21 protein-coding genes are annotated in these 22,083 nt (G+C 46.6%); 18 read left to right on the forward strand and 3 right to left on the reverse strand.

Going from position 1 to position 22,083, the window contains the following annotated elements; genetic code table 11:
* The first annotated feature begins 303 nt into the window (after nt 1–303).
* Nucleotides 304–1,491 (forward strand): radical SAM family heme chaperone HemW, encoded by a 1,188-nt coding sequence (gene hemW / locus JOD82_RS13800; RefSeq protein WP_029515361.1) that lies wholly within the window; start codon nt 304–306, stop codon nt 1,489–1,491.
* A gap of 156 nt (nt 1,492–1,647) precedes the next feature.
* The gene (locus JOD82_RS13805) at nt 1,648–2,124 is read left to right on the forward strand and encodes an N-acetyltransferase (RefSeq protein WP_029515360.1); all 477 of its coding nucleotides are present in this window, start codon (nt 1,648–1,650) and stop codon (nt 2,122–2,124) included.
* Between the two features lie 82 nt (nt 2,125–2,206).
* On the opposite strand, the gene JOD82_RS13810 is transcribed toward JOD82_RS13805, so the two are convergent.
* A complete protein-coding gene (locus JOD82_RS13810) occupies nt 2,207–2,773 on the reverse strand; it encodes a hypothetical protein (RefSeq protein WP_245249048.1) in 567 nt (188 codons plus the stop codon).
* A 327-nt stretch (nt 2,774–3,100) separates the two neighbouring features.
* Here JOD82_RS13810 and hrcA point away from each other — a divergent pair, with 327 nt between their 5' ends.
* The 10 genes from hrcA to JOD82_RS13860 all read left to right on the forward strand — a co-directional run bounded on the left by hrcA (nt 3,101) and on the right by JOD82_RS13860 (nt 14,221).
* Nucleotides 3,101–4,132, forward strand: a complete 1,032-nt coding sequence (gene hrcA / locus JOD82_RS13815; protein ID WP_029515358.1) for a heat-inducible transcriptional repressor HrcA — start codon at nt 3,101–3,103, stop codon at nt 4,130–4,132.
* Between the two features lie 121 nt (nt 4,133–4,253).
* Nucleotides 4,254–4,826, forward strand: coding sequence for a nucleotide exchange factor GrpE (grpE, locus tag JOD82_RS13820; RefSeq protein ID WP_029515357.1), 573 nt, complete (start codon nt 4,254–4,256; stop codon nt 4,824–4,826).
* A 177-nt stretch (nt 4,827–5,003) separates the two neighbouring features.
* A complete protein-coding gene (gene dnaK, locus JOD82_RS13825; RefSeq protein ID WP_029515356.1) occupies nt 5,004–6,848 on the forward strand; it encodes a molecular chaperone DnaK in 1,845 nt (614 codons plus the stop codon).
* A 247-nt stretch (nt 6,849–7,095) separates the two neighbouring features.
* Nucleotides 7,096–8,226, forward strand: a complete 1,131-nt coding sequence (gene dnaJ, locus JOD82_RS13830) for a molecular chaperone DnaJ (RefSeq protein WP_029515355.1) — start codon at nt 7,096–7,098, stop codon at nt 8,224–8,226.
* 155 nt (nt 8,227–8,381) lie between these two features.
* Nucleotides 8,382–10,037 carry a DcuS/MalK family sensor histidine kinase gene (gene dcuS, locus JOD82_RS13835; protein ID WP_081317617.1) on the forward strand — a complete coding sequence of 552 codons (1,656 nt, stop codon included), beginning with the start codon at nt 8,382–8,384 and terminating at the stop codon, nt 10,035–10,037.
* Nucleotides 10,030–10,740, forward strand: a complete 711-nt coding sequence (dcuR, locus tag JOD82_RS13840; RefSeq protein WP_069012557.1) for a two-component system response regulator DcuR — start codon at nt 10,030–10,032, stop codon at nt 10,738–10,740. The genes dcuS and dcuR overlap by 8 nt, the downstream gene beginning before the upstream one ends.
* Before the next feature lie 121 nt (nt 10,741–10,861).
* Nucleotides 10,862–12,208: a 2-hydroxycarboxylate transporter family protein gene (locus JOD82_RS13845; protein WP_069012558.1), complete on the forward strand. Its 1,347-nt coding sequence runs from the start codon at nt 10,862–10,864 to the stop codon at nt 12,206–12,208.
* A gap of 63 nt (nt 12,209–12,271) precedes the next feature.
* Entirely contained in the window at nt 12,272–13,468 is a 1,197-nt protein-coding gene (locus JOD82_RS13850) for an NAD(P)-dependent malic enzyme (RefSeq protein WP_069012559.1), read from the forward strand.
* Between the two features lie 168 nt (nt 13,469–13,636).
* The gene (locus tag JOD82_RS13855; protein ID WP_069012560.1) at nt 13,637–14,011 is read left to right on the forward strand and encodes a hypothetical protein; all 375 of its coding nucleotides are present in this window, start codon (nt 13,637–13,639) and stop codon (nt 14,009–14,011) included.
* Nucleotides 14,012–14,035: 24 nt separating this feature from the next.
* A complete protein-coding gene (locus tag JOD82_RS13860; protein WP_029515349.1) occupies nt 14,036–14,221 on the forward strand; it encodes a YfhD family protein in 186 nt (61 codons plus the stop codon).
* An 84-nt stretch (nt 14,222–14,305) separates the two neighbouring features.
* Here the strand turns inward: JOD82_RS13860 and JOD82_RS13865 are convergent, their stop codons facing one another.
* Entirely contained in the window at nt 14,306–14,704 is a 399-nt protein-coding gene (locus JOD82_RS13865) for a hypothetical protein (protein ID WP_141695525.1), read from the reverse strand.
* A gap of 39 nt (nt 14,705–14,743) precedes the next feature.
* Here JOD82_RS13865 and prmA point away from each other — a divergent pair, with 39 nt between their 5' ends.
* From prmA to JOD82_RS13890, 5 genes are all read left to right on the forward strand, one after another.
* The gene (prmA, locus tag JOD82_RS13870) at nt 14,744–15,709 is read left to right on the forward strand and encodes a 50S ribosomal protein L11 methyltransferase (protein ID WP_029515347.1); all 966 of its coding nucleotides are present in this window, start codon (nt 14,744–14,746) and stop codon (nt 15,707–15,709) included.
* 2 nt (nt 15,710–15,711) lie between these two features.
* Nucleotides 15,712–16,404: a site-2 protease family protein gene (locus JOD82_RS13875; RefSeq protein ID WP_029515346.1), complete on the forward strand. Its 693-nt coding sequence runs from the start codon at nt 15,712–15,714 to the stop codon at nt 16,402–16,404.
* 188 nt (nt 16,405–16,592) lie between these two features.
* Nucleotides 16,593–17,357 (forward strand): 16S rRNA (uracil(1498)-N(3))-methyltransferase, encoded by a 765-nt coding sequence (locus JOD82_RS13880; protein WP_029515345.1) that lies wholly within the window; start codon nt 16,593–16,595, stop codon nt 17,355–17,357.
* A 1-nt stretch (nt 17,358) separates the two neighbouring features.
* Nucleotides 17,359–18,702: a tRNA (N(6)-L-threonylcarbamoyladenosine(37)-C(2))-methylthiotransferase MtaB gene (gene mtaB, locus JOD82_RS13885; protein ID WP_029515344.1), complete on the forward strand. Its 1,344-nt coding sequence runs from the start codon at nt 17,359–17,361 to the stop codon at nt 18,700–18,702.
* Between the two features lie 104 nt (nt 18,703–18,806).
* Entirely contained in the window at nt 18,807–19,241 is a 435-nt protein-coding gene (locus JOD82_RS13890; protein ID WP_029515343.1) for an NUDIX hydrolase, read from the forward strand.
* Here the strand turns inward: JOD82_RS13890 and JOD82_RS13895 are convergent.
* Nucleotides 19,231–20,253, reverse strand: a complete 1,023-nt coding sequence (locus JOD82_RS13895) for a Na/Pi cotransporter family protein (RefSeq protein WP_069012562.1) — start codon at nt 20,251–20,253, stop codon at nt 19,231–19,233. The genes JOD82_RS13890 and JOD82_RS13895 overlap by 11 nt on opposite strands.
* Nucleotides 20,254–20,647: 394 nt before the next feature.
* On the opposite strand from JOD82_RS13895, the gene JOD82_RS13900 reads away from it, so the two are divergent.
* On the forward strand, nt 20,648–22,027 hold the full coding sequence (locus tag JOD82_RS13900) for a class I SAM-dependent rRNA methyltransferase (protein WP_069010254.1): 1,380 nt from the start codon (nt 20,648–20,650) through the stop codon (nt 22,025–22,027).
* Nucleotides 22,028–22,083 lie beyond the last annotated feature (56 nt).

Raw genomic sequence — 22,083 nt, forward strand, 5'->3', positions numbered from 1 at the left:
GGGCATTTGCCGTGCATGGAGAATGGACGTTATTTATTTGAGCAAGCTATCCAGAGATGGAGTGTTTGTTATCTCAGTTGCAAAAATAGTATAACAACAGTATCTTTAGCGTATTTCTATAGATGCTTTACTCTTACTGCAACACCTACATTACAAAAAAATGATCGATGGTGGTAGGCAGCAGCGGAGTGGTCCATTTGAATCTGGAGTAACAGCGATCAGAAGATCAAATGGAACACGAAGCGGTTGTCGAGACCTCGGCGCATTTTTTCACTATTCCCTGAATTGACAAGGAGGATCGGTATGACCGCATCCATACAAAAACATGAACATTCATCCGCGCCTCAAGCGGTTTACCTGCATATACCTTTTTGCACGAATAAATGCTTTTACTGTGATTTCAACTCTTATGTGCTCAAGGATCAACCTGTTATGGAATATCTGTATGCACTGGAACGGGAGATGGAACATACAGTTAAGCTTCACCCACCAGGAGAGATTAAAACCATTTTTGTCGGGGGTGGAACACCAACTACCCTAAATCCGAAAGAAATGGAATATTTCCTGAAGAGCGTCCGAACCTACTTCCCGCATTGGGCGGAAGATATTGAGTTCTCCATGGAAGCTAATCCAGGTACCACTGATTTTGAAAAACTCTCTGTGATGAAAGAAGGCGGCGTCAATCGACTCAGCTTTGGCGTACAGGCTTTTCAGAATGAGCTACTCACAGGCATAGGTCGTATTCACAGTACAGATGACGTATATCGTAGTTTGGAAAACGCACGTAAGGTTGGCTTGGACAACCTGTCGATTGACCTGATGTTCGGTTTGCCGAATCAAACAGTGGAGATGCTGCATGAAAGCGTCAGTAGAGCGCTAGAGTTGGAGCTTCCTCATTACTCTATCTACAGTTTGAAGGTTGAAGAAAACACGCTCTTCCACACGCTGTACCAGAAAAATCAGCTACCGCTTCCACATGAGGATGACGAACTGGAAATGTACTTACTCCTCATGCGTCGCATGAAAGAAGCGGGCTATGAACAGTATGAGATTAGTAATTTCGCAAAACCAGGCTTGGGGAGCAAGCACAACATGACCTATTGGCGAAATGAGGACTATTACGGTCTCGGAGCTGGGGCACATGGATATGTTGGCAGAGAGCGCCATATGAACATTAAGGGCATTAACCCTTATGTGGAGGCTAGTCGTAATGGTTTGCCGCGTCTAGATAGCTTTGAGGTGCCAGCGGCGGAAGCCATGGAGGATTTTCTTATGGTCGGTTTGAGAATGCTAGAGGGCGTTTCCAAGTCTCGCTTTGAAGCTCAATTCGGTCAGGCGTTGGAGGATACGTTTACTGCTCCTCTTGGAAAAATGCTCAATGCGGGGTTAATCGAATCGATTGAGGACGGTTATCGTTTGAGTGAACGTGGCATTTTATTCGGAAATGATGTATTTGCAGAGTTTATTGGTTCAATCACGGTAAATTCATAAGTCGTAGCTTCAATACAGCGCGTTTCAACTTCGTAAGCTGGGACCATCATTTTATTACACCATTCTGTCACAGCAGGGTAAATGGAGTATTGCGATTCTATGCGTGATGTTGTATATTTATTCATTATATGCGGCAAGCGGTAGGAGGAGAGCAAGATGGCTTCAGTGTGTAAAGATGTATTGTGCAGAAGTGCGGTTCCTGAGGATGTGGAGCCTTTATATCAAATGATTAGCGGCTATGCAGAGCGGGGGATTATGCTGCCACGTTCGAGGGAAGTGCTAACGCGCCAACTGGAGCTGTTTATTGTTGCAGAGGTGGACGGCGAAGTTGTTGGTTGTGGTTCTTTATGCAAATTGGGCGCTGACCTGGTAGAGATTCGCTCCCTTGGCATCTCTGAGGGACACAAAGGTATGGGTATTGGCTCTAAGCTCGTGGAGGGCCTTATGATAGAAGCACGGCGGCAACGTATTCCTAAAATTATGGCATTGACCTACGAGGTCTCCTTTTTTATAAAAAACGGTTTTGATGTAGTAAGCAAAGAGATTTTCCCTGAAAAGGTATGGACCGACTGCATTCACTGTAGTAAACAAAACAATTGTGATGAAATCGCAGTGTTGAAAGTACTGAACTGACCTGTCAATAATGAGGTCAGTTCTTTTTTCATCAGGACCTAATCATGCGTATATTATACAGCCTACATTGTTTAATGCGGGTTTATTTCTCATATGTTTTGAGCAACCACCAAATGAATTGATGATGAGGCTCCAGCTCGGAAGGTATTCCATTCAGGCTTCTTATGGGATGGTCCTTATGATAATCAGTATCATTATAAAAATATGCAGTGCCGTCTAATGGAACTCGGTGTTTATATTTATACAAGGCGACAACATATCTTTCAGACTCTCCGCTTCTGCTTGGACTATGTGTATATCTTCCCCAATCGGCTAGTGTTAAATCATCGTAATGTTGTATTGCCGATATACTGTATTTTATTTGCTTGGGAATACTTGGACTGAATTCTTGAGGGTAAAACAAAATGGTATTCCATATGCTTAAAAGTATTGTAGGAACCAAGAGTAAGGCACAACATAGGGGGCTTAATTTACGAATTAAATGGATGACTGAAATAATAAGGGCTGCATTCAGGATGAAAACCAATGGCAAAGCAACTATTCTTCCTAGTCCTGTATACGGAAACAACTCGATTAAAATCTGAAACATACAAATTGTAGGTAAAAGTGCGATCGATGCGTATAAAAGGTTGCGGCGATTAGTTCTCAAATTTAATTCCTCCTCAAGGACAAAGAAGTTATAATGGTATGGAGACATAGTCTCGAATTTTTCTATTTTCTGTGTCACTATACATAAATACGGTTTTTATACGCTGGATATTGAGGTTTTTCGTGAAAAAGTGTAAACGTTCTGGATTCATTCCAGTAAACTAAACTGTTGTGATAAATCTTGTTTATTGAAAATACTGATCTGACTTGACAATGATCAGGTCGGTTTGGTATTTTTGTATTATCGGTTAGCACTCAACGCGAACGAGTGCTAATGATTCCATTTAACAATCATGCTATTATGGATAAACAACAAGGGGGGATTCGCTTGTTAACCGAACGTCAGAGACTCATTCTGAATGCGATTATTGATGACTACATTCGTTCGGCTGAGCCAGTGGGTTCCCGCAGCATATCCAAAAGGCAGGATGTCGGATTCAGCCCGGCCACGATCCGTAATGAAATGTCGGATTTGGAGGAACAGGGCTATCTGGAGCAACCCCATACTTCTGCGGGACGCATCCCGTCTCATAAAGGCTATCGTTATTATGTGGACCATCTGGTACCACTGAATACACTGAAGCCTATGGAAATGCGGGAACTGAAAGCCTTTTATGCCGAAAAGCTGAATGTAATGGAGCAAGTGATCCAGCATGCGTCAGGCATTCTGTCCCATATGACCAATTATACTTCCATCCTGCTTGGGCCGGAGGTTTTTCATACTTCATTGCGTCATTTTCAGCTACTGCCGCTCAACGAAACGACGGCTGTGGCGATAATCGTGACCAATACCGGTCAGGTGGAGAATAAAACGGTAGATATTCCACCGGGAATTTCGATTTCCGAGATGGAGAAGGTTGTGAATTTACTGAACAGCAAGCTGGTCGGTGTGCCGATTTATCAGCTTAAATCACGCCTTTACACCGCACTTGGTCAGGAGATGGAGAAGCATGTGTCTCATTTTGAGGACGCTATGAAGGTGCTGGATAAAGCACTGGATAATGAATCGGATCAGCGCTTGTATTTGAGCGGTGCGACAAACATGCTTAATCAACCTGAATTTAAAGATGTAGAAAAGGTTAAACATATTCTCGATCTGCTGGAGGAAACACCAACGCTGCTTAAACTAATGACACCTGTTGTCGGGGCACCTGAAATTCAAGTCCGCATCGGCACTGAAAATGATCATGAGGCGTTTGCCAATTGCAGCCTGATTACTGCTACGTATGCAGTAGACGGAGAAGCGTTGGGCACTATAGGCATACTGGGTCCGACACGGATGGAATATGCGAGAGTTATTAATATTTTGGGTATCCTGTCTAAGGATTTGACCGCAATGCTAACGCAGCGGTTTAAATAGAACAAAGCCGCATAGGTTGCGGTATTACATGTTCCGCGTCGGGATACGGCTCGTATCCTGCGCGGGTGCATTGTTGCGTGTTTTTGTAAAGGTAGTTATGACTTGAAGGAGGTGAAACATTTTGAAGGAAGAACAAGCGTTCCAAGAAGAAAAACAACAAAATGTAAGCACAGAGGAAGCCGCCGAAGCGAGCCAGCAGGAAGAGCCGGTTAATGAAGCGGCGGCACTGGAAGACCAAGAAAGCGAAACAGAGCTGAATAAGCTTCGCGCTCAGGCGGAAGAGCATCAGCAACGGTTTTTACGCGCTCAGGCGGATTTTGATAATTTTCGCCGTCGTACGCTGAAAGAAAAAGAAGACCTTGCCAAATATGCATCTATGAAGCTGGTTACCGAGTTGGTGCCTGTTTTGGATAACTTCGAGCGTGCGCTGGCAACGGCACCGCAAGGAGCGGAGTCTGAGTCATTCAGCAAAGGCGTGGAAATGATTTTCCGCCAGTTTGAGAGTGTGCTTCAGGCAGAAGGAGTAACGGCCATGAATTCGGTGGGACAACCGTTTAATCCTGACTTCCATCAGGCTATTATGCAGGTGGAGAGCGAAGAGCATGAGGAAGGCATTGTTGTTGAAGAGGTACAAAAAGGGTACATGCTGAAGGACAAGGTGCTTCGTCCAGCGATGGTAAAAGTGAGCATGTAGCTTTTTCAATATACATGAGGATTTTGCAAAAATCCCATAAGCGACTTTCAATGAACAATATTGCACTTTGGAGCGACTGGAATCGAATTTTGCAAAATTATGACATTAGAAATACATCATTTTGATTCAACCATTCTGGCCTGCGGGCCTCGTATATACAGAAGGAGGAATTGTCCGATGAGCAAAGTAATCGGTATTGACTTAGGTACAACCAACTCTTGTGTGGCTGTTATGGAGGGCGGCGAAGCAGTCGTTATTCCAAATCCGGAAGGCGCACGCACAACCCCTTCCGTTGTTGGTTTCAAAAAAGATGGAGAACGTACTGTAGGGGAAACAGCAAAACGCCAAGCAATTACAAACCCGGATCGTACAATCATGTCCATCAAGCGTCACATGGGTACAAATCATAAAGAAAGCATCGACGGCAAAGAATATTCCGCACAGGAAATTTCCGCTATGATTTTGCAAAAGCTGAAATCCGATGCTGAAGCTTACCTGGGACAAACCGTTTCTCAAGCTGTTATCACTGTTCCAGCTTACTTCAATGACGGTCAACGTCAAGCAACCAAGGATGCAGGTAAAATTGCCGGTCTGGAAGTTCTGCGGATTGTCAATGAGCCGACAGCAGCTGCATTGGCATATGGTATGGAAAAATCCGAAGACCAAACGATCCTGGTATATGACCTGGGTGGCGGTACATTCGACGTATCCATTCTGGAACTGGGCGACGGTTTCTTCGAAGTTAAAGCAACAAGCGGCGATAACAAGCTGGGTGGCGATGACTTTGACCAAGTGATTATTGATTACCTCGTAAATGAGTTCAAAAAAGATCAAGGCATTGACCTGAGCAAAGATAAAGCTGCTGTACAACGTCTGAAAGACGCAGCGGAAAAAGCGAAAAAAGAACTGTCTGGCGTACTGACAACGACGATTTCTTTGCCGTTTATCACAGTAGCTGATGGCGTTCCACAGCATTTGGAGTTGAACCTGACTCGTGCGAAATTTGAAGAATTGTCTGAAGGTCTGGTAGAACGTACTTTGGGACCTACTCGTCAAGCGATGAAAGATGCAGGCATGAGTGCCAGCGACATCGACAAAATCGTTCTGGTCGGCGGTTCCACACGTATTCCGGCTGTACAAGAAGCAATCAAAAAGCTGACAGGTAAAGAGCCTCACAAAGGCGTAAACCCTGATGAAGTGGTAGCTTTGGGCGCGGCAGTTCAAGCGGGTGTACTGACTGGTGATGTGAAAGACGTCGTTCTTCTTGACGTAACTCCACTGTCCCTCGGTATTGAAACCGCAGGTGGCGTATTTACTAAAATGATTGATCGTAACACGACGATCCCTACGAGCAAATCGCAGGTATTCTCGACATATGCCGACAATCAGCCTAGCGTAGAAATTCACGTGCTGCAAGGTGAACGTGAAATGGCAGCAGGCAACAAAACACTGGGTCGCTTCCAATTGGGAGATATCCCTCCAGCACCACGTGGTGTACCGCAAATCGAAGTTACCTTTGATCTGGATGCGAACGGTATCGTGAACGTATCCGCTACAGATAAAGGCACAGGCAAAAGCCAAAAGATTACGATCACATCTTCCAGCGGCTTGAGCGACGAGGAAGTAGAACGTATGATGAAGGATGCCGAGTTGCATGCGGAAGAAGATAAAAAACGCAAAGATTTGGTAGAAGCGAAAAACGCTGCGGATCAACTGATCTACTCTGTAGACAAAACGATTAAAGATCTGGGCGAAAAAGCGGATGCAGGCGAAGTCGAAAAAGCAAATGCAGCAAAAGAAAATCTGCAAAAAACGCTGGAAACCGACAACCTGGAAGATATCAAAAAGGCTACTGAAGAACTGACTGAAATCGTTCAGCAATTGTCAGTAAAGCTGTATGAGCAAGCTGCTCAAGAAGCACAGGCTCAACAAGGCCAAGACGGCGCAGCAGACAGCAAAGGCCGTGACAATGTGGTTGACGCGGACTATGAAGTTGTTGACGAAGACCAGAAGAAAGACTAAGTTACGGATCGGGTAGTGGTAGCTTTACGGTACACCGATGCGTTATGATATACTGAATAGTAATTGCAGCGTAGCTGCCTTGATAAATAACAATTAGCCGAAGGGTAACAGTTATTTCCAAGATAAATAAGCATATTACGGGTTGTACTGCCTTGAAATGATGGGAAGGTCAAAGCCGGGTCATCCCGTGCCTTTGGCTTTCCTTTTATATGTAGTGCAGACACGTTGTAGGCATGGGGGTGGAACATTGGCTGATAAGCGTGATTATTATGAGGTGCTGGGCGTCGCGAAGGGCGCTTCGGATGATGAAGTCAAAAAGGCTTACCGTAAGCTTGCGCGTCAGTATCATCCGGACGTGAACAAGGCTGCGGACGCGGAAACTAAATTTAAAGAAGTCAAAGAAGCTTACGATGTTCTCAGCGATGGTCAGAAGCGGGCAAGATATGACCAGTACGGACATGTAGACCCGAACCAGGGCATGGGAGGCGGCTTCGGTGGTGGTGCCGACTTCGGTGGCGGATTTGGCGATATTTTTGATATGTTCTTTGGTGGCGGCGGCAATGGTCGACGTGATCCGAATGCACCGCAGCGTGGGAACGATCTTCAATATACGATGACGATTGAGTTCAAGGAAGCGGTGTTCGGTAAAGAAACCGACATTCATATTGAACGTACGGAAACATGTGATACGTGTCACGGTACGGGAGCCAAAGCGGGTACTCAACCACAAACCTGCTCCGTCTGCCACGGCAGCGGACAGGAAGAAGTGGTGCAGAATACACCGTTTGGTCGTATGGTTAATCGACGCGCCTGCTCTAATTGCGGCGGTTCCGGTAAAATCATTAAAGAAAAATGTACGACTTGTAGCGGTTCCGGTCGGGTACGCAAGCAACGTAAAATTCATATTCGCATTCCAGCGGGTGTGGATGACGGCGCACAGATGCGTATTAACGGTGAAGGCGAAGGCGGTGTCAACGGAGGACCGGCAGGTGACTTGTACGTCGTGTTCCGTGTGAAATCGCACGACTTCTTTGAGCGTGAGGGAGACGATATCTACTGCGAAATTCCGCTGACGTTCTCACAGGCAGCATTGGGAGATGAAGTCGAGATCCCGACGTTGACCGAGAAAGTGAAGTTGAAAGTTCCAGCAGGTACGCAAACAGGTACTTACTTCCGTCTTAAAGGAAAAGGTGTGCCAAAACTGCGTGGCGTTGGTCAGGGTGACCAGCATATTAAGGTAGTTGTGATAACGCCTAGCAAGCTGAGTGAGGAACAAAAGGATTTACTGCGTCAGTTCTCTTCGCTTAGCGGAGAACAGACGCATGAGAATGAGCAGTCTTTTTTTGACCGTGTGAAGCGCGCCTTCCGAGGCGACTAAGCCCAATTAGAAATCGCGGAGCTTCAACCATGAATCAAAGGAAACTATTCCGCAATTGCGGGGTAGTTCCTTTTTTTATATTCAGGTAAACACATACATAACCATTTTTGTATAGGCATGTTGAACTATCGAGACTTAATATCAAGTAGAAAGGGGTGAGTTCCATCGGAAATGTACAGCTCAAGCTGCGTCGGGGTAAACCACTATTAAAGCTCAGAGGCCTAATTACACTGCTAGTATGTCTAGTTATGGCACTTGTGCTTCTGCCTGTAACCCTGTTATTTGCGGAGAGAGTGGAGCAGGAAACTGAGAAGGGACTGGAAGAAAAGGCAATGTCCATCGCGCGTACACTCGCCCATACGCCGCTTATTGTCAAGCAATTGCAAGGGACAGGTTCGTCTCTTTCCATGCAGGAGTATGTAAAGAGGGTCTCAGTAGCAAATCACATCCAGTTCATCGTGGCTATGGATATGAAGGGAATTCGTAAAACGCACCCGGATGCTAGGATGATCGGCAAAGCCTTTGTCGGTGGAGACGAGTATACTGCACTTCATGGCCATGAGAGCGTGTCCGTTGCGAAGGGTACATTGGGCTTGTCCATGAGAGCCTTTTCCCCCGTGTTCAGTTCAACGGGGAAGCAGGTAGGGGCGATTGTTGTTGGTATATCCATGCAAGATGTACAGATGGCTCAGGAAGGCAACAACCGTCTTATTGCTATCGCCCTTGGCATCGGAATATTGATCGGCACTGGAGGTGCGGTAGTGCTGGCTCGTAAAATCAAAAATATGCTAGTCGGTCTGGAGCCGCCGGAAATCGCACGCTTGCTGGAGGAACGCAGTGCTATGTTGCAATCCATCAAGGAAGGAGTTATTGCGGTAGATGAATTCGGTCGCGTCATGCTGATGAATGCAGAAGCGATTCGTCTACTTAGACAAGCGGGGATTGAAGATTTCTCATTCTCCGGACAGGAAATTACCGTTTATCTATCCGCTTTTCGATTGCAAGAGGTCCTGGAAGCGAGTACTCCACAAATGGATGAGGAAATGGAGCTGGGTGGAATAACTTTGCTGACTACCAGTGTTCCGATACGGGTCAAAGGGGAAATTGTGGGGGCAATTGTAACCTTTCGAGATAAAACGGAAATGAACCAGCTGGCAGAACGTTTGACAGGAGTGTCCCTGTACACGGAAGCACTACGTGCGCAGGCTCATGAATTTATGAACAAGCTGCATGTCATTATGGGGATGGTGCACTTGCAAATGTATGATAAACTGGAGCATTACATTATGGATGCCGTCGAGCATCATCAAGTGGAAATTGGCTCTATCACCCGGCAGATTAGGGACCCGGTTATGGCAGGGTTTGTGTTGGGAAAATTAAGCCGGGCCAGAGAGGTAGCGGTAAGTTTTGAACTGACTCCAGGTAGTTACTTGCCCGAATCCAGTCAAACTCAAACGACGCATGAACTGATTACTATTCTTGGCAATCTGTTTGATAATGCGGTGGAGGCGATGGAATCTTTCGAGCACAAGCGAATTACCCTTTCACTTTATTATGAAGAAAGCCAGAAGAACGGTTATCTGACCTGTATCATGTGCGACAATGGTCCAGGTATACCGGAAGGGCTTGTGAAGGCTATATTTGAAAAAGGTTTTTCGACCAAGGGAGAGTCACGAGGGATGGGTCTTTATCTAGTGACGCAAAGCGTGAAAAGATTACAGGGAAGTATAAAGTTAATCCCAGCCGAGCAAGGGTGCTGTTTTCAGATTACGATTCCATACATTATAGCGGGGAATGATGAACATGATTAATGTCCTGATTGTAGAAGATGATCCGATGGTTGCGGAATTTAACCGCAAATATATGGAGCAGGTAGAAGGTTTCCGATGTGGGGGTTGGGCTTCTTCTGTGGAAGAGGCTAAGAAATATATAGCTGAACAAGCCATTGATCTGATATTGCTAGATGTGTATATGCAGGAAAACAATGGCCTCGATTTACTGTCATTCATACGGGAGACAGGTGTAAATATAGATGTCATTGTCATCTCGGCTGCAAGTGACATGAACAGTGTCAAAAAAGCAATGAACTTCGGCGCGGTGGATTACTTAATTAAGCCGTTCCACTTTAACCGTTTTTTGGAGGCCCTCACGGGGTACCGAGAGCACATTAGCATCGTGCGTGAGCGCAGTCTACTTTCTCAGGAGGAGTTGGACCGACTGATTTATCATAAAAGCTTGACTAAAGACTTGGCACGATTGCCCAAAGGCATAACTAAATCCACGCTGGCTATGATATGGAATTGTATCCAGCGGCACAATAATAAGGTACTATTTTCCACCGAGGATATTGCGGAGAGTGCAGGGATATCCAGGGTGTCTATGCGCAAGTACCTGGCTTTTATGACAGAGATTGAGGCTCTTTCCATGGAAACCATATACGGAACCATAGGACGCCCTGTTTACCAATACCGAATATTGCCACAGGCAGAAGACATCATGAATAGTTTTATTTAAGTCTTCTTTCCGATTACTTTAATTACAAAAGTGAATGATTAGTTTTAAAACCAAATAAAGCGTTTTCCAAGGTGTAGAATGGAAACATGATCATCATTCTTCACTTTATGGAGGGAGATTTATGGAAAATGCTACGAACCAGCCTGTCATTCAAAAGGGGCAAAGATGGAGCAAAAATTTTGTAGATGGCATGAGAATGCTGGGCAGGGTAAAGGTGGGGGTTATTCCTCTTCCGCTCTATGCCGTGATCGCGCTGATTGTTTATGCAGCTGCAATTACTGAAAGAATTCCGAACGATCTGTTAGGCGGGTTTGCCGTCATCATGATTTTAGGTATACTGCTCAGTGATCTAGGGGCCAAACTTCCGTTGCTTAAGCATATTGGCGGGCCGGCCATTTTATCTCTTATGGTTCCATCGTTAATGGTATTTTGGAATATGTTCAGTCCATCTGCGATGGGTGCTGTACACACGCTTATGAAAACCTCGAATTTTCTTTACTTCTACATCGCATGTCTAGTAACGGGTAGTATTCTTGGTATGGATCGGAAAATGCTGATGAACGGAATTGTCAGGATTTTCGCCCCCATTATTATAGGATCTATTGCAGCAGTTGCCGTGGGGATGATAGTGGGTATGGCTTTTGGCTATAGCGCCTATCATACATTTTTTTTCATCATCATTCCGATTATCTCCGGTGGGATTGGGGAAGGCATTTTACCGTTGTCCATTTCGTATGGATTGGTGCTGGGCAAGGATTCGGCAATATTCGTGTCTCAATTTATCCCCGCTGCAATTATCGGGAACATTGTTGCAATCATAGGTGCGGGTATTCTGAAGAGATTAGCGGAGAAAAATCCAAAAACTTCAGGTAACGGGAGGTTATTGAAACTAGAAAAACATGCAGAAAAGCTAGCCCCGGCAAGTCTGGAACAATCGATTTCTTTTCCATTGATGGGAGGAGGTCTGCTGTTAGCTTGCACTTTCTTTATTGTGGGTAAGTTGCTGGAGCCGTATCTCCATATTCCAGGTCCGATCCTCATGATTCTGGCGGCGGCGTTAATTAAGTGCATTCAGATTATGCCGAACACATTGGAGCAGGGAGCTTTTCACTTATACAAATGTATAACGGCAAGTCTGACATGGCCCTTGATGGTGGGATTGGGTATTTTGTATGTACCTTTGGATAGTGTGGTTGGGATCTTAACGGTTCCTTATGCCATCACCTGCGCATCTGTTGTAGTTGCATTGATTGTTACCGGATACTTCACAGGAAAATGGATTCACATGTATCCTGTAGAAGCTGCTTTGGTGACTAGCTGTCGCGGTGGATTAGGGGGCACGGGAGATGTAGCCATTCTGTCTGCGTCCAATCGGATGGAACTGATGCCTTTTGCGCAAATTGCAACACGTATTGGTGGGGCAGGCACGGTCATTTTAGCAACTTTGTTACTCCAATTATGGAGCTGATGAGTTTTATACACAGGACTGAGATTCATATCCAAAAAGAGACATGAAAGGACGGAGAAAAATATGAGCAGTTTAATAGATGAAATTAGAGAATTACACGCAGGTGGCAAAATGGAGACCTTACCGAAGAAACCAATTGAAACGATGGAGGGGCTGTCCAAAGTGTATACGCCGGGTGTAGCTGAAATTTGTATGGAAATTGCCAATGACCCTGCCAAAGCGTTCGAATTAACGATCAAAAAAAATACTGTAGCGGTCGTATCAGATGGAACAGCAGTACTGGGATTAGGAGATATCGGGCCGGAGGCTGCTATGCCTGTAATGGAGGGTAAAGCGGTGTTGTTCAAACAATTTGCAGGTGTCGACGCCTTTCCGATTTGTCTCAACACGAAGGACGCTGATGAAATTGTTCAAATTGTTAAAATGATTGCTCCTGCTTTTGGCGGCATTAATTTGGAGGATATATCTTCGCCACGCTGTTTTGAAATCGAGAGACGGTTGAAGCAGGAACTGGACATTCCAGTATTTCATGATGATCAACATGGTACGGCAGTCGTTGTGTTAGCGGGTCTGGTCAATGCATTAAAGGTATGTGGCAAAAAAATGGAGGATGTCAAAGTCGTATTTGCAGGAATCGGTGCAGCGGGTATGGCCTGCTCCCGTATGCTGCTTAAGGCAGGTGTGCGCAATCTGATTGGCGTTGATCGACAGGGAGCTATTCACCGTGATGTGGAGTACAGTAATCCGCATTGGACAGAGTATGCGAACATGACTAATCCGCACAATTTAAGTGGGAGTTTATCCGAGGTGATTGTGGGAGCTGATGTATTCATCGGTGTGTCAGGCCCGAACATACTGACTGTAGAGGATATACAGAGCATGGCAACTGATCCTATTGTGTTCGCCATGGCGAATCCGATTCCGGAAATCGATCCGGCTGTAGCTGCACCTTATGTACGTGTGCTCGCTACTGGCCGCTCCGATTTTCCAAATCAGATTAACAATGTGCTGTGCTTCCCGGGAATTTTCCGGGGTGCTCTAGATTGTCATGCTACGACGATTAATGAGGAAATGAAACTAGCTGCCGGACTTGCCATCGCTGATGCGATCTGTCCTGAGGAGCTAAGTGAAACTTATATCATACCGAATGTCTTTAATCCGAAGGTGGTTCAAAAGGTACGGGATGCAGTTATTCGCGCTGCTTGGGAGACAGGAGTAGCTAAGTCAGGTGAAGCTCCAGCAGCTGTTTTACACCCGTAAAAGTTATGCTCTTCACAAACTCTGGTTCACTGTCTTGGCCTACTGTTCTTGATATCGTCTGCATCCGTCGGAATATAAAATCGTGCCAATGAGCAGGATATAACAAAGCGTAACGCTCTATGCTCTTGAAGAGCAGTTGCGCTCAATACTACACAGGGAGATTTTGAGATGGGCGAAAAAAATATTTTGGCGTATTTCAAAAGTCCTGAGGAAGCACAGGGAGCTGCTAGAAAACTGGAAGCTCTCCGGGCAGCCGATGTGTCGATAGACCGATTTAGCCGGTATCCGCGGCAGTCTACTGGCAACGCCGGATTGCCTGTATTTTCAGGACAGATTAGCAGCTTGTCCTCATTGACACAGGGCGTGGACTTTACAGATGCAACTCCAGCAATACTGGCTGCGGCTGATCCGTCCGCCAGTGGCATGAGTGATGGAGGACAGGGCGGACCGACAGGCCGCGATATTTTGTTGACTGCTGTGGTGGATGAATCCATTCATCATCAGGCAATGTCCATCGTGGAACAAGCGGGTGGAATGCTGTGAAAAGTTTGGAAGGGGCAGTGACCGATGTCTAAAAACAAACGGTTTGATAAAGTGCTAACCAAAACAGAGAAAATCAAACGCATGCAATCTGCTAAAAATGAAGATGTTGAGTTCTCAGCAGATCAGGCAGATGCTGAGGATCTGGAAGCGATCCGGCGTAGCGAAGGAGCTGACCGTCGTCAGCAGCGTATCATAAACGACAATGAGTAGAATTTAATAAGACGGGTTATCTCCATCAATAGGATGATTTGTGGGATAGCCCGTCTTATTTGTGTTCTTTCCTTTTTCTATTCATTATCCGCTGTATGCTGTTGCACTAAAAACAAGAGGACCGGCGACGAAAGCAGTAGTCGCAGGCGTTTGATTTTCAATAATTAGTTGGTAGTTTTGCACGCCCAGAGGCGCAACGTCTACCGTTTCGACATTAAGAATAATATTGTTATCGAAGACATTGGATTCCAGTCCGTAATAAATTTCCTTGCCGGCTCTCCATATACGTACAAGTACTCGAATGTTGCCGACACCGACGAAACGTAGTCCAATCGAGGCTTTTAACTCTACACGGTTGTTGACAGCACCAGAAATAGCAGGATCAATAAATACAGACGTCGTAGCAATTCCAAGTCCGGCTGGAGAAATCGGAAAAGGACGATTACCAGCTTTTTTGAACTCCTGTGCATGTATATAGTACAATGTAATGTATGCATGTGAAATGAGGAGGAAATGAAAACCATGTTGTGGAATGAAATTACAATACATACAACCGAAGAAGCCATCGAAATGATTTCGAATTTTCTGCACGAAGCAGGTGCAGGAGGGGTTTCCATTGAAGAATCCGGTTCGCTCAACAAGCCGCGGGATACGTCCTATGGACAGTGGTATGATCGACCTTTGAACGACATACCTGAAGGACAAGCGATCATCAAAGGCTATTTTGCCGAAGAAGTGGACATGGATAGTATTCGTTCGCAAATTGAGCCGCGCGTCGAAGAATTGAGAACTTTCGATATTGACCCTGGTGAGGTTCAGTATGAACTGAAAACAGTTGATGAGGACGACTGGGCAAATGCTTGGAAGCAATATTTCAAGCCTTTGCGTGTGTCGGACCGTCTGACGATTAAACCCACTTGGGAGGACTATGAGCCTGCGAGTGAAGAGGAAAAAATCATTGAGCTGGACCCTGGTATGGCCTTCGGGACTGGAACGCATCCTACGACATCCCTTTGTCTGAGAACGCTGGAATCTGTAATTAAGGGCGGGGAAGAAGTCATTGATGTCGGCACGGGTTCCGGTATTTTGGCCATTGGAGCTGTAAAGCTGGGAGCGAAGCATGTACTTGCCTTGGATCTCGATCCGGTGGCAGTATCCAGTGCGCGGGAAAATACGCGTCTGAACGGGCTGGAGGAACGCATTACCATTAAAGAAAGTGATTTGCTATCGGTGCTTAATGCAAGCGATCCAACGCTGGGTATCCAGTTACCCGTCAAGCTAGTGGTAGCTAATATATTGGCAGAGATTATTTTGCTGTTCATTGACGATGTATATAAAGCCCTGGAACCAGGTGGTATTTATATTGCTTCAGGGATTTGGAAGAACAAAGAAGAAGTTGTCGAAACTGCGTTGAAGGCAGCTGGCTTTGAGATTGCCGAAATAAGCCGGGATGAAGATTGGCTGGCGTTTGTGGCGAGAAAGAGGTAAGTATGGATTTTTTACAAAATATTTTTCGTGTAAATTTAAATGTTCTTCCATTTTATTTGCTGGCCGTGATCATATCGTTCACGGTTCATGAGTTTGCACATGCATTTTATGCCAATAAATTTGGTGACCCTACAGCCAAGCTACTTGGGCGCGTGACTTTAAATCCGGCAGTGCATATTGACCTGCTGGGTACGCTACTGCTGCTGATCGGAGGCTTTGGCTGGGCCAAGCCAGTTCCGGTTAATCGTGATAACTTTAGTCGTCCGCGCCTCATGGGCATTATTGTATCGGCTGCGGGTCCGCTCAGCAATCTGCTGCTTGCATTTGTTACTACTTTAATCTATGCCGTGCTCCTTCATTTTCAAGTATTGCCGGGGATGGAGAACCAACGGGTGGCTCAAGCAATCTATTTGTTTATCAATGCTTTGATCAATTTAAATCTGTTTTTGTTTATCTTTAATTTGATCCCATTGCCTCCACTGGATGGATACCGGATTGTGGAAGATGTGGCCCCCACTCCTGTACGTCGCAAACTCCAGCAGTTTGAACAGTGGTCGATCTTTATTTTTCTGCTTATCCTGGTCATTCCACAGGTTCGAGTTGTAACGATTGAACCTCTTTACACGCTGGCCCAGATGATTTATATACAGTTTTTGCAGTTCTCTTTTTATATCACTGGATTGTTCGGAGCCTAAGGGCTCCTTTTTTTACGAGAATGGTAGGTATACCTTGAATAGAAGAGTGAACAGACTGGTCATACAGGCGCAAAAGATGATATGATGTTGCTTGGTGATTTATTCGGATTTTGTACGGAACATTAGTGGATAACAGTTATTTTTAGAATGAGGATTTTTGCAAAATCCAGGAATAGGTGTGAGAGAGAATGCAGCGTTATTTTATTCCGGCAGAGCAATTTCTAGAAGATCACGTGATTGTTGCGGGTGAGGACGCGCGGCATATCGCTAAAGTCATGCGGGGCCGTAGTGGTGACAAAATTATAGTCAGTGACGGGGTATCTAGGGAAGCACTGGCTGCATTGGATACGATAGAGCAGGATCATGTTACGGCGACGATTATTGAGCCGCTGAAGATGACCTCTGAACCGCATGTGCAGGTCACCATCGCTCAGAGTCTTCCTAAAGGAGACAAGATGGAGACGGTGATGCAAAAATGTACAGAAATCGGAGCAACCGGGTTTGTACCGTTTTTGTCCGAGCGTACAGTAGTGCAGTATGATGCCAAAAAAGAAGGCAAGCGACTGGAGCGTTGGCGCAAGATTGTGAAGGAAGCGGCTGAACAAAGCCACCGTAACCGGATTCCAGAAATTAGTGCGCCAATGACGTGGAAAGAACTTCTGGCTTCTTTTGCTGGGTATGATTTGATATGTTATTGTTATGAAAAAGAGCAGGGTCAGCAGCTACGGGATGTAATCCAGCCATTGGTAGGACAATGGGCGTCGACGGACATGCCGCGTGTTCTGCTGGTGGTAGGCCCGGAAGGCGGCTTTACTGAAGCGGAAAGCCTGGAGGCCGAGCAGGCTGGGGCCCAGTCTACAGGACTGGGAAGACGTATTTTGCGTGCTGAGACCGCAGGAATGGCTGCATTGGCTTGCATTTTATATGAGACAGGAGAAATGGGAGGGGTTTAATATGCCGTCAGTGGCATTTTACACATTGGGCTGTAAGGTAAACTTTTATGATACAGAAGCGATCTGGCAGCTGTTTAAAAATGAAGGTTATGAACAGGTGGACTTTGATGAGCAGACCGCGGATGTCTATCTTATTAATACATGTACCGTTACGAATACCGGTGATAAAAAGAGTCGTCAGATCATTCGCCGCGCGATTCGCCGGAATCCAGATGCCATTGTGGCAGTGACGGGCTGCTACGCCCAAACTTCTCCTGCCGAAATTATGGATATTCCTGGCGTTGATCTCGTTATCGGGACTCAAGATCGGGACAAAATCATTCCGTTCGTGCAGGAAATTCAAGGGACGCGTCAACCAGTGAACGCCGTGCGCAATATTATGAAAACGCGTGTATTTGAGGAAATGGATGTGCCTGATTTTGCTAATCATACTCGGGCCTTTTTGAAAATTCAGGATGGGTGCAACAACTTCTGTACCTTCTGCATCATTCCATGGTCGCGGGGGCTATCCCGCAGTCGTGACGCTGCGAGCATTATTGCACAGGCGCGTCAACTGGTACACGCAGGCTACAAGGAAATAGTACTCACTGGTATCCATACTGGCGGTTATGGTGACGACATGGATAATTATGACCTATCTGATCTGCTGTGGGATCTGGAGAAAGTGGAAGGGCTGGAGCGTATCCGCATCAGTTCGATTGAAGCCAGCCAGATTGATGAAAAAATGCTTGATGTACTGAACCGTTCCACCAAGCTGGTTCGTCATTTTCATATACCGCTTCAGGCGGGGGACGACACTGTATTGAAACGGATGCGTCGTAAGTACACCACAGAAGAGTTTTATAACAAAATGCTTATGATTCGCAAAGCAATGCCCGATGTTGCGATTACAACGGACGTAATTGTCGGCTTCCCTGGGGAGACGGATGAAATGTTCCGCAATGGCTATGAGCTGATGAAAAAAATCGGTTTTTCAGAAATGCATGTGTTTCCGTACTCCAAGCGTAGTGGAACTCCTGCGGCGCGTATGGAGGATCAGGTGGACGAAGACGTGAAAAATGCACGAGTGCATGAGCTGATACAACTGTCAGAGCAAATGCAACTGGCGTATGCTGAGAGGTTTGTAGGTCAGGTGCTGGAGGTCATTCCGGAAGTTGCGCCGAAAGGGACCGAAGATAGCGGCATACTCCATGGATATAGTGACAATTATATTCAACTGGCGTTTGAAGGTACTGAGGATCTGGTTGGCAAGGTATGCCGCGTGAAGCTAACGAAGGCAGGCATTAATGAAAGTGAAGGCCAATTGGTTCGCGTACTGGAGAATGGGCTGCAAACAGCTCTGTAAGAACAAAAAAAGCCTGAAAAGGCAATAGAGATGGCAAACAAGGATTTCGCCTTTCCTTACAGAGAGGACGGAATCCTTGTTGCGCAAGGAAGGGAGATTACAGGATGGCAGCAAAAAAGGAAATTTCAGCAGGCGGTGTTGTGTTTCGCAAACAGGGGGAGCAACTTGAAATTCAGCTCATTACTGACCGATATGGCAAGGTATCCTTGGCTAAAGGAAAAATGGAGTTGGGAGAAACAATCGAACAGACGGCTTTACGTGAAATTCGCGAGGAAACAGGGTTGAACGGGCGGATTATCCAGCATGTAGATATGATTGCTTATACGTATCAGCATCCGGAATTTGGGGAAGTGGATAAAGAAGTACACTATTATCTTGTAGAGGCACTAGATGGGGATTTACAGGCACAAATCGAAGAAATTAAGGGAGTTGCATGGCATAAGCCTGAGGAAGCATGGCTTCTCCAGCGCCAGGGCGGATATGACAATAATGATGTCATTTTGAGCAAGGCGCTGTCCATGCTAGGAATTAACGTTTGATTCTGTGGGGAGATATACGATCCTCTAAACGCGTCCATACAGGTAGGTAGCACAGAGGCAAGACCAGCAGAGAGCTAATGACGTTAAACAGGGTTTGGGCATGGGCTACCTTGGCTCCGGGCTCGGTAGATATCCAGGCGGCGGCCATTTCTAGCCCAGGGATCAACGGCATAAAGAGCAAGGCTCCGCCTACGTTCAGCAGCACATGGGACCAGGCTACAAATTTGCCGGACACGCTGCCACCAACAGCGGCAATCAGGGCGGTTACGCAGGTGCCTACATTGGAGCCGATGACGATGGCGATCCCCACATCGGCTGGCAAGGCACCCGCAGCGGCAAGGCTGATCGCCATGCCAATAACGGCTGCGCTACTGTGAACCAGTGCGGTCAGGCAGGCACCCGCAGCGAAGGCCCACCACATGTTGGCCGCAGCGTGATCAAGAAACCAGCGGAATAGTCCGGCCTGCTCAATCCATGGGCCGACCGTTTGCATTACGCGGATACCCGCCAGAATCAGCGAAAATCCAGCAAATACGAGGCTGATATATTGTACAGCCTGCGGACGGCTAAGCCCATTGGAGCCGGGTGAAATTCCGGCAGACGCGTACTGGCGAACGGAGACGGATTCTCCCCACAGTACGGCGGCGCTCCAGCAGAGCAGTGAGCCGCAGAGCAGCGGAACAGCCAGCTTGCCAAGCTGGAGCCCCATCAGCTCGGTGGTGAGACAGGTACCGATATTGGTGCCAAGAATGATGCCGAGCGTACGGCCATAGGTCAATAGCCCGGCGTTGACCAGTCCGATCGTCAGCACCGTTACAGCGGTGCTGCTTTGCAACAGGGCGGTAATGCCTGAACTGAACAGCATACCCCGCCAAGGGGAAACGGTGGCGCGGTTCAGCCAACGGGTGAGGAAGGGGCCAGCCAAATGCCGGAGGGCTGCTTCCATCAGCTTCATCCCGCCCAAAAAAATAAACAGTCCGCCGCACAGCGGGAGTATAACATGTATAAGCACGGGCATAGCCCCCTTTTCTAGGTGAAAATACTTATGTAACAGCCTATGATCTGTCGAGGACAGCCATGACAAGCATGGCTAAGCTCTTTTTAGGAAAACGATAATTTTTGTAGTATCTTCACAAGCTTTAAAAGCGTGACGCCGATATACAGGCGGGCAGTAGCGAAGCGGATCATTTGAATCTGGAGAAGCGAGAGCGTTCGCCTGAAAGCTTTCCAAAGGAAAGCTGCTTCGGAAGTATAAACCTAGGGGGATTCTTACCATTAAAATCATTTATAAAATCCAAAGAATCCCCGTGCAACAGCGATCGTAAGATCAAATGATCCGCAGAGCCGCGCCCCTATCGAACAACGTTTTAACACTTTGAGTAATCCAAGAATGGGAGTGAAGGATTTTGCCTTCAGTAATATTAGAACGCAGCCGTAAAAAAAGGCTGGAGCACGCACACCCTTGGGTGTTTAAAAACGAAATAGCCAAGATCGAAGGAGACCCAGAGGCAGGCGATTTGGTCAGTATTGTTAACCATCAGGGGCGTTATTTGGCGACAGGTTACTATAATCCGGCTTCACAAATTACAGTGCGTGTGATGTCCTATGAGCCGCTGGAAGCGATGGATCAAAACTTTTTTGCCCAACGCTTTCGCAAATGTCTGGAGCACCGCGAACGTTTTGTGACCGGGGGAGACGCTTATCGGTTGGTGTACGGCGAGGCTGATTTTTTGCCTGGACTGATTGTAGACCGTTTTGGTGATGTGTTGGTTGTGCAGCTGTTAACGCTTGGCATGGATCGGCGCAGGGAAGAAATCAGGGATGCGCTCGTTGAAGTATTGGGTCCTGTTGGTATATATGAGCGCAGTGATGTATCCATCCGAGAGCTGGAAGGATTGAAACAAACGAAGGGTCCTTTGTACGGTGATTGCCCGCGTCATGTAGTGGTGACGGAAAATGGCCTGCACATCAAGGTTGATATCGTAGAGGGCCAGAAGACGGGTTATTTCTTTGACCAGCGTGAAAATCGTGCGGCCATAGCACCGTTGATGACAGGTTGGGGAGCACGTAGTGGAATTACGCTACAAGAAGTTGCTACAGACTCAGGGGACGCTGCCACAACGGTCATGAAGCCAGTGAATAAAAGTGGTAAGGTTGTTGAATTCCCATTCTGGGACGGCGCAACCGTATTGGAATGTTTTTCACATACGGGAAGCTTTACGCTCAATGCCTGTAAATATGGTGCTAAAAAAGTAACTTGTCTTGATATTTCTGAGCATGCGATTGAAAGTGCGCGGGACAATGTCAAGCTGAACGGTTTTGAGGAACGCGTCGAGTTTGTCGTCGACGATGCTTTTCAATATTTGCGCAATCAGGTGAAAGGTGTAGAGGAACGCAATGCACGAGCCGGGGGCAAAGGAGATACGTCTAAGCCGCTGACAGCGGGTGGCGGACGCACCTTTGACGTGGTCATTCTTGATCCGCCAGCCTTTGCCAAAACGAAGAACGCTGTCAAAGGGGCTACACGTGGATATAAAGATATCAACCTGCACGGGATGAAGCTCGTTAATGAGGGCGGCTATCTGGTGACAGCGAGTTGCTCGTTCCACATGCGGCCGGAGTTGTTTTTGGACACCATTAAGGAAGCAGCGGCAGATGCCGGCAAAATCCTTCGTCTGGTAGACTGGAGAGCAGCTGGTAAGGACCATCCTCAAATTTTGGGTGTGGAGGAAGGCCATTACTTGAAATTCGCCATCTTTGAGGTGCGCAGCCGGACACAGTTGTAGTTTCATACAAAGTCAAAGTCAATCGCCCTTTTGGTGATTAAATAGGTAAAATAAAC

The organism is Paenibacillus sp. 1182 (assembly GCF_017833915.1).
Taxonomy (GTDB): domain Bacteria; phylum Bacillota; class Bacilli; order Paenibacillales; family Paenibacillaceae; genus Paenibacillus; species Paenibacillus polymyxa_D.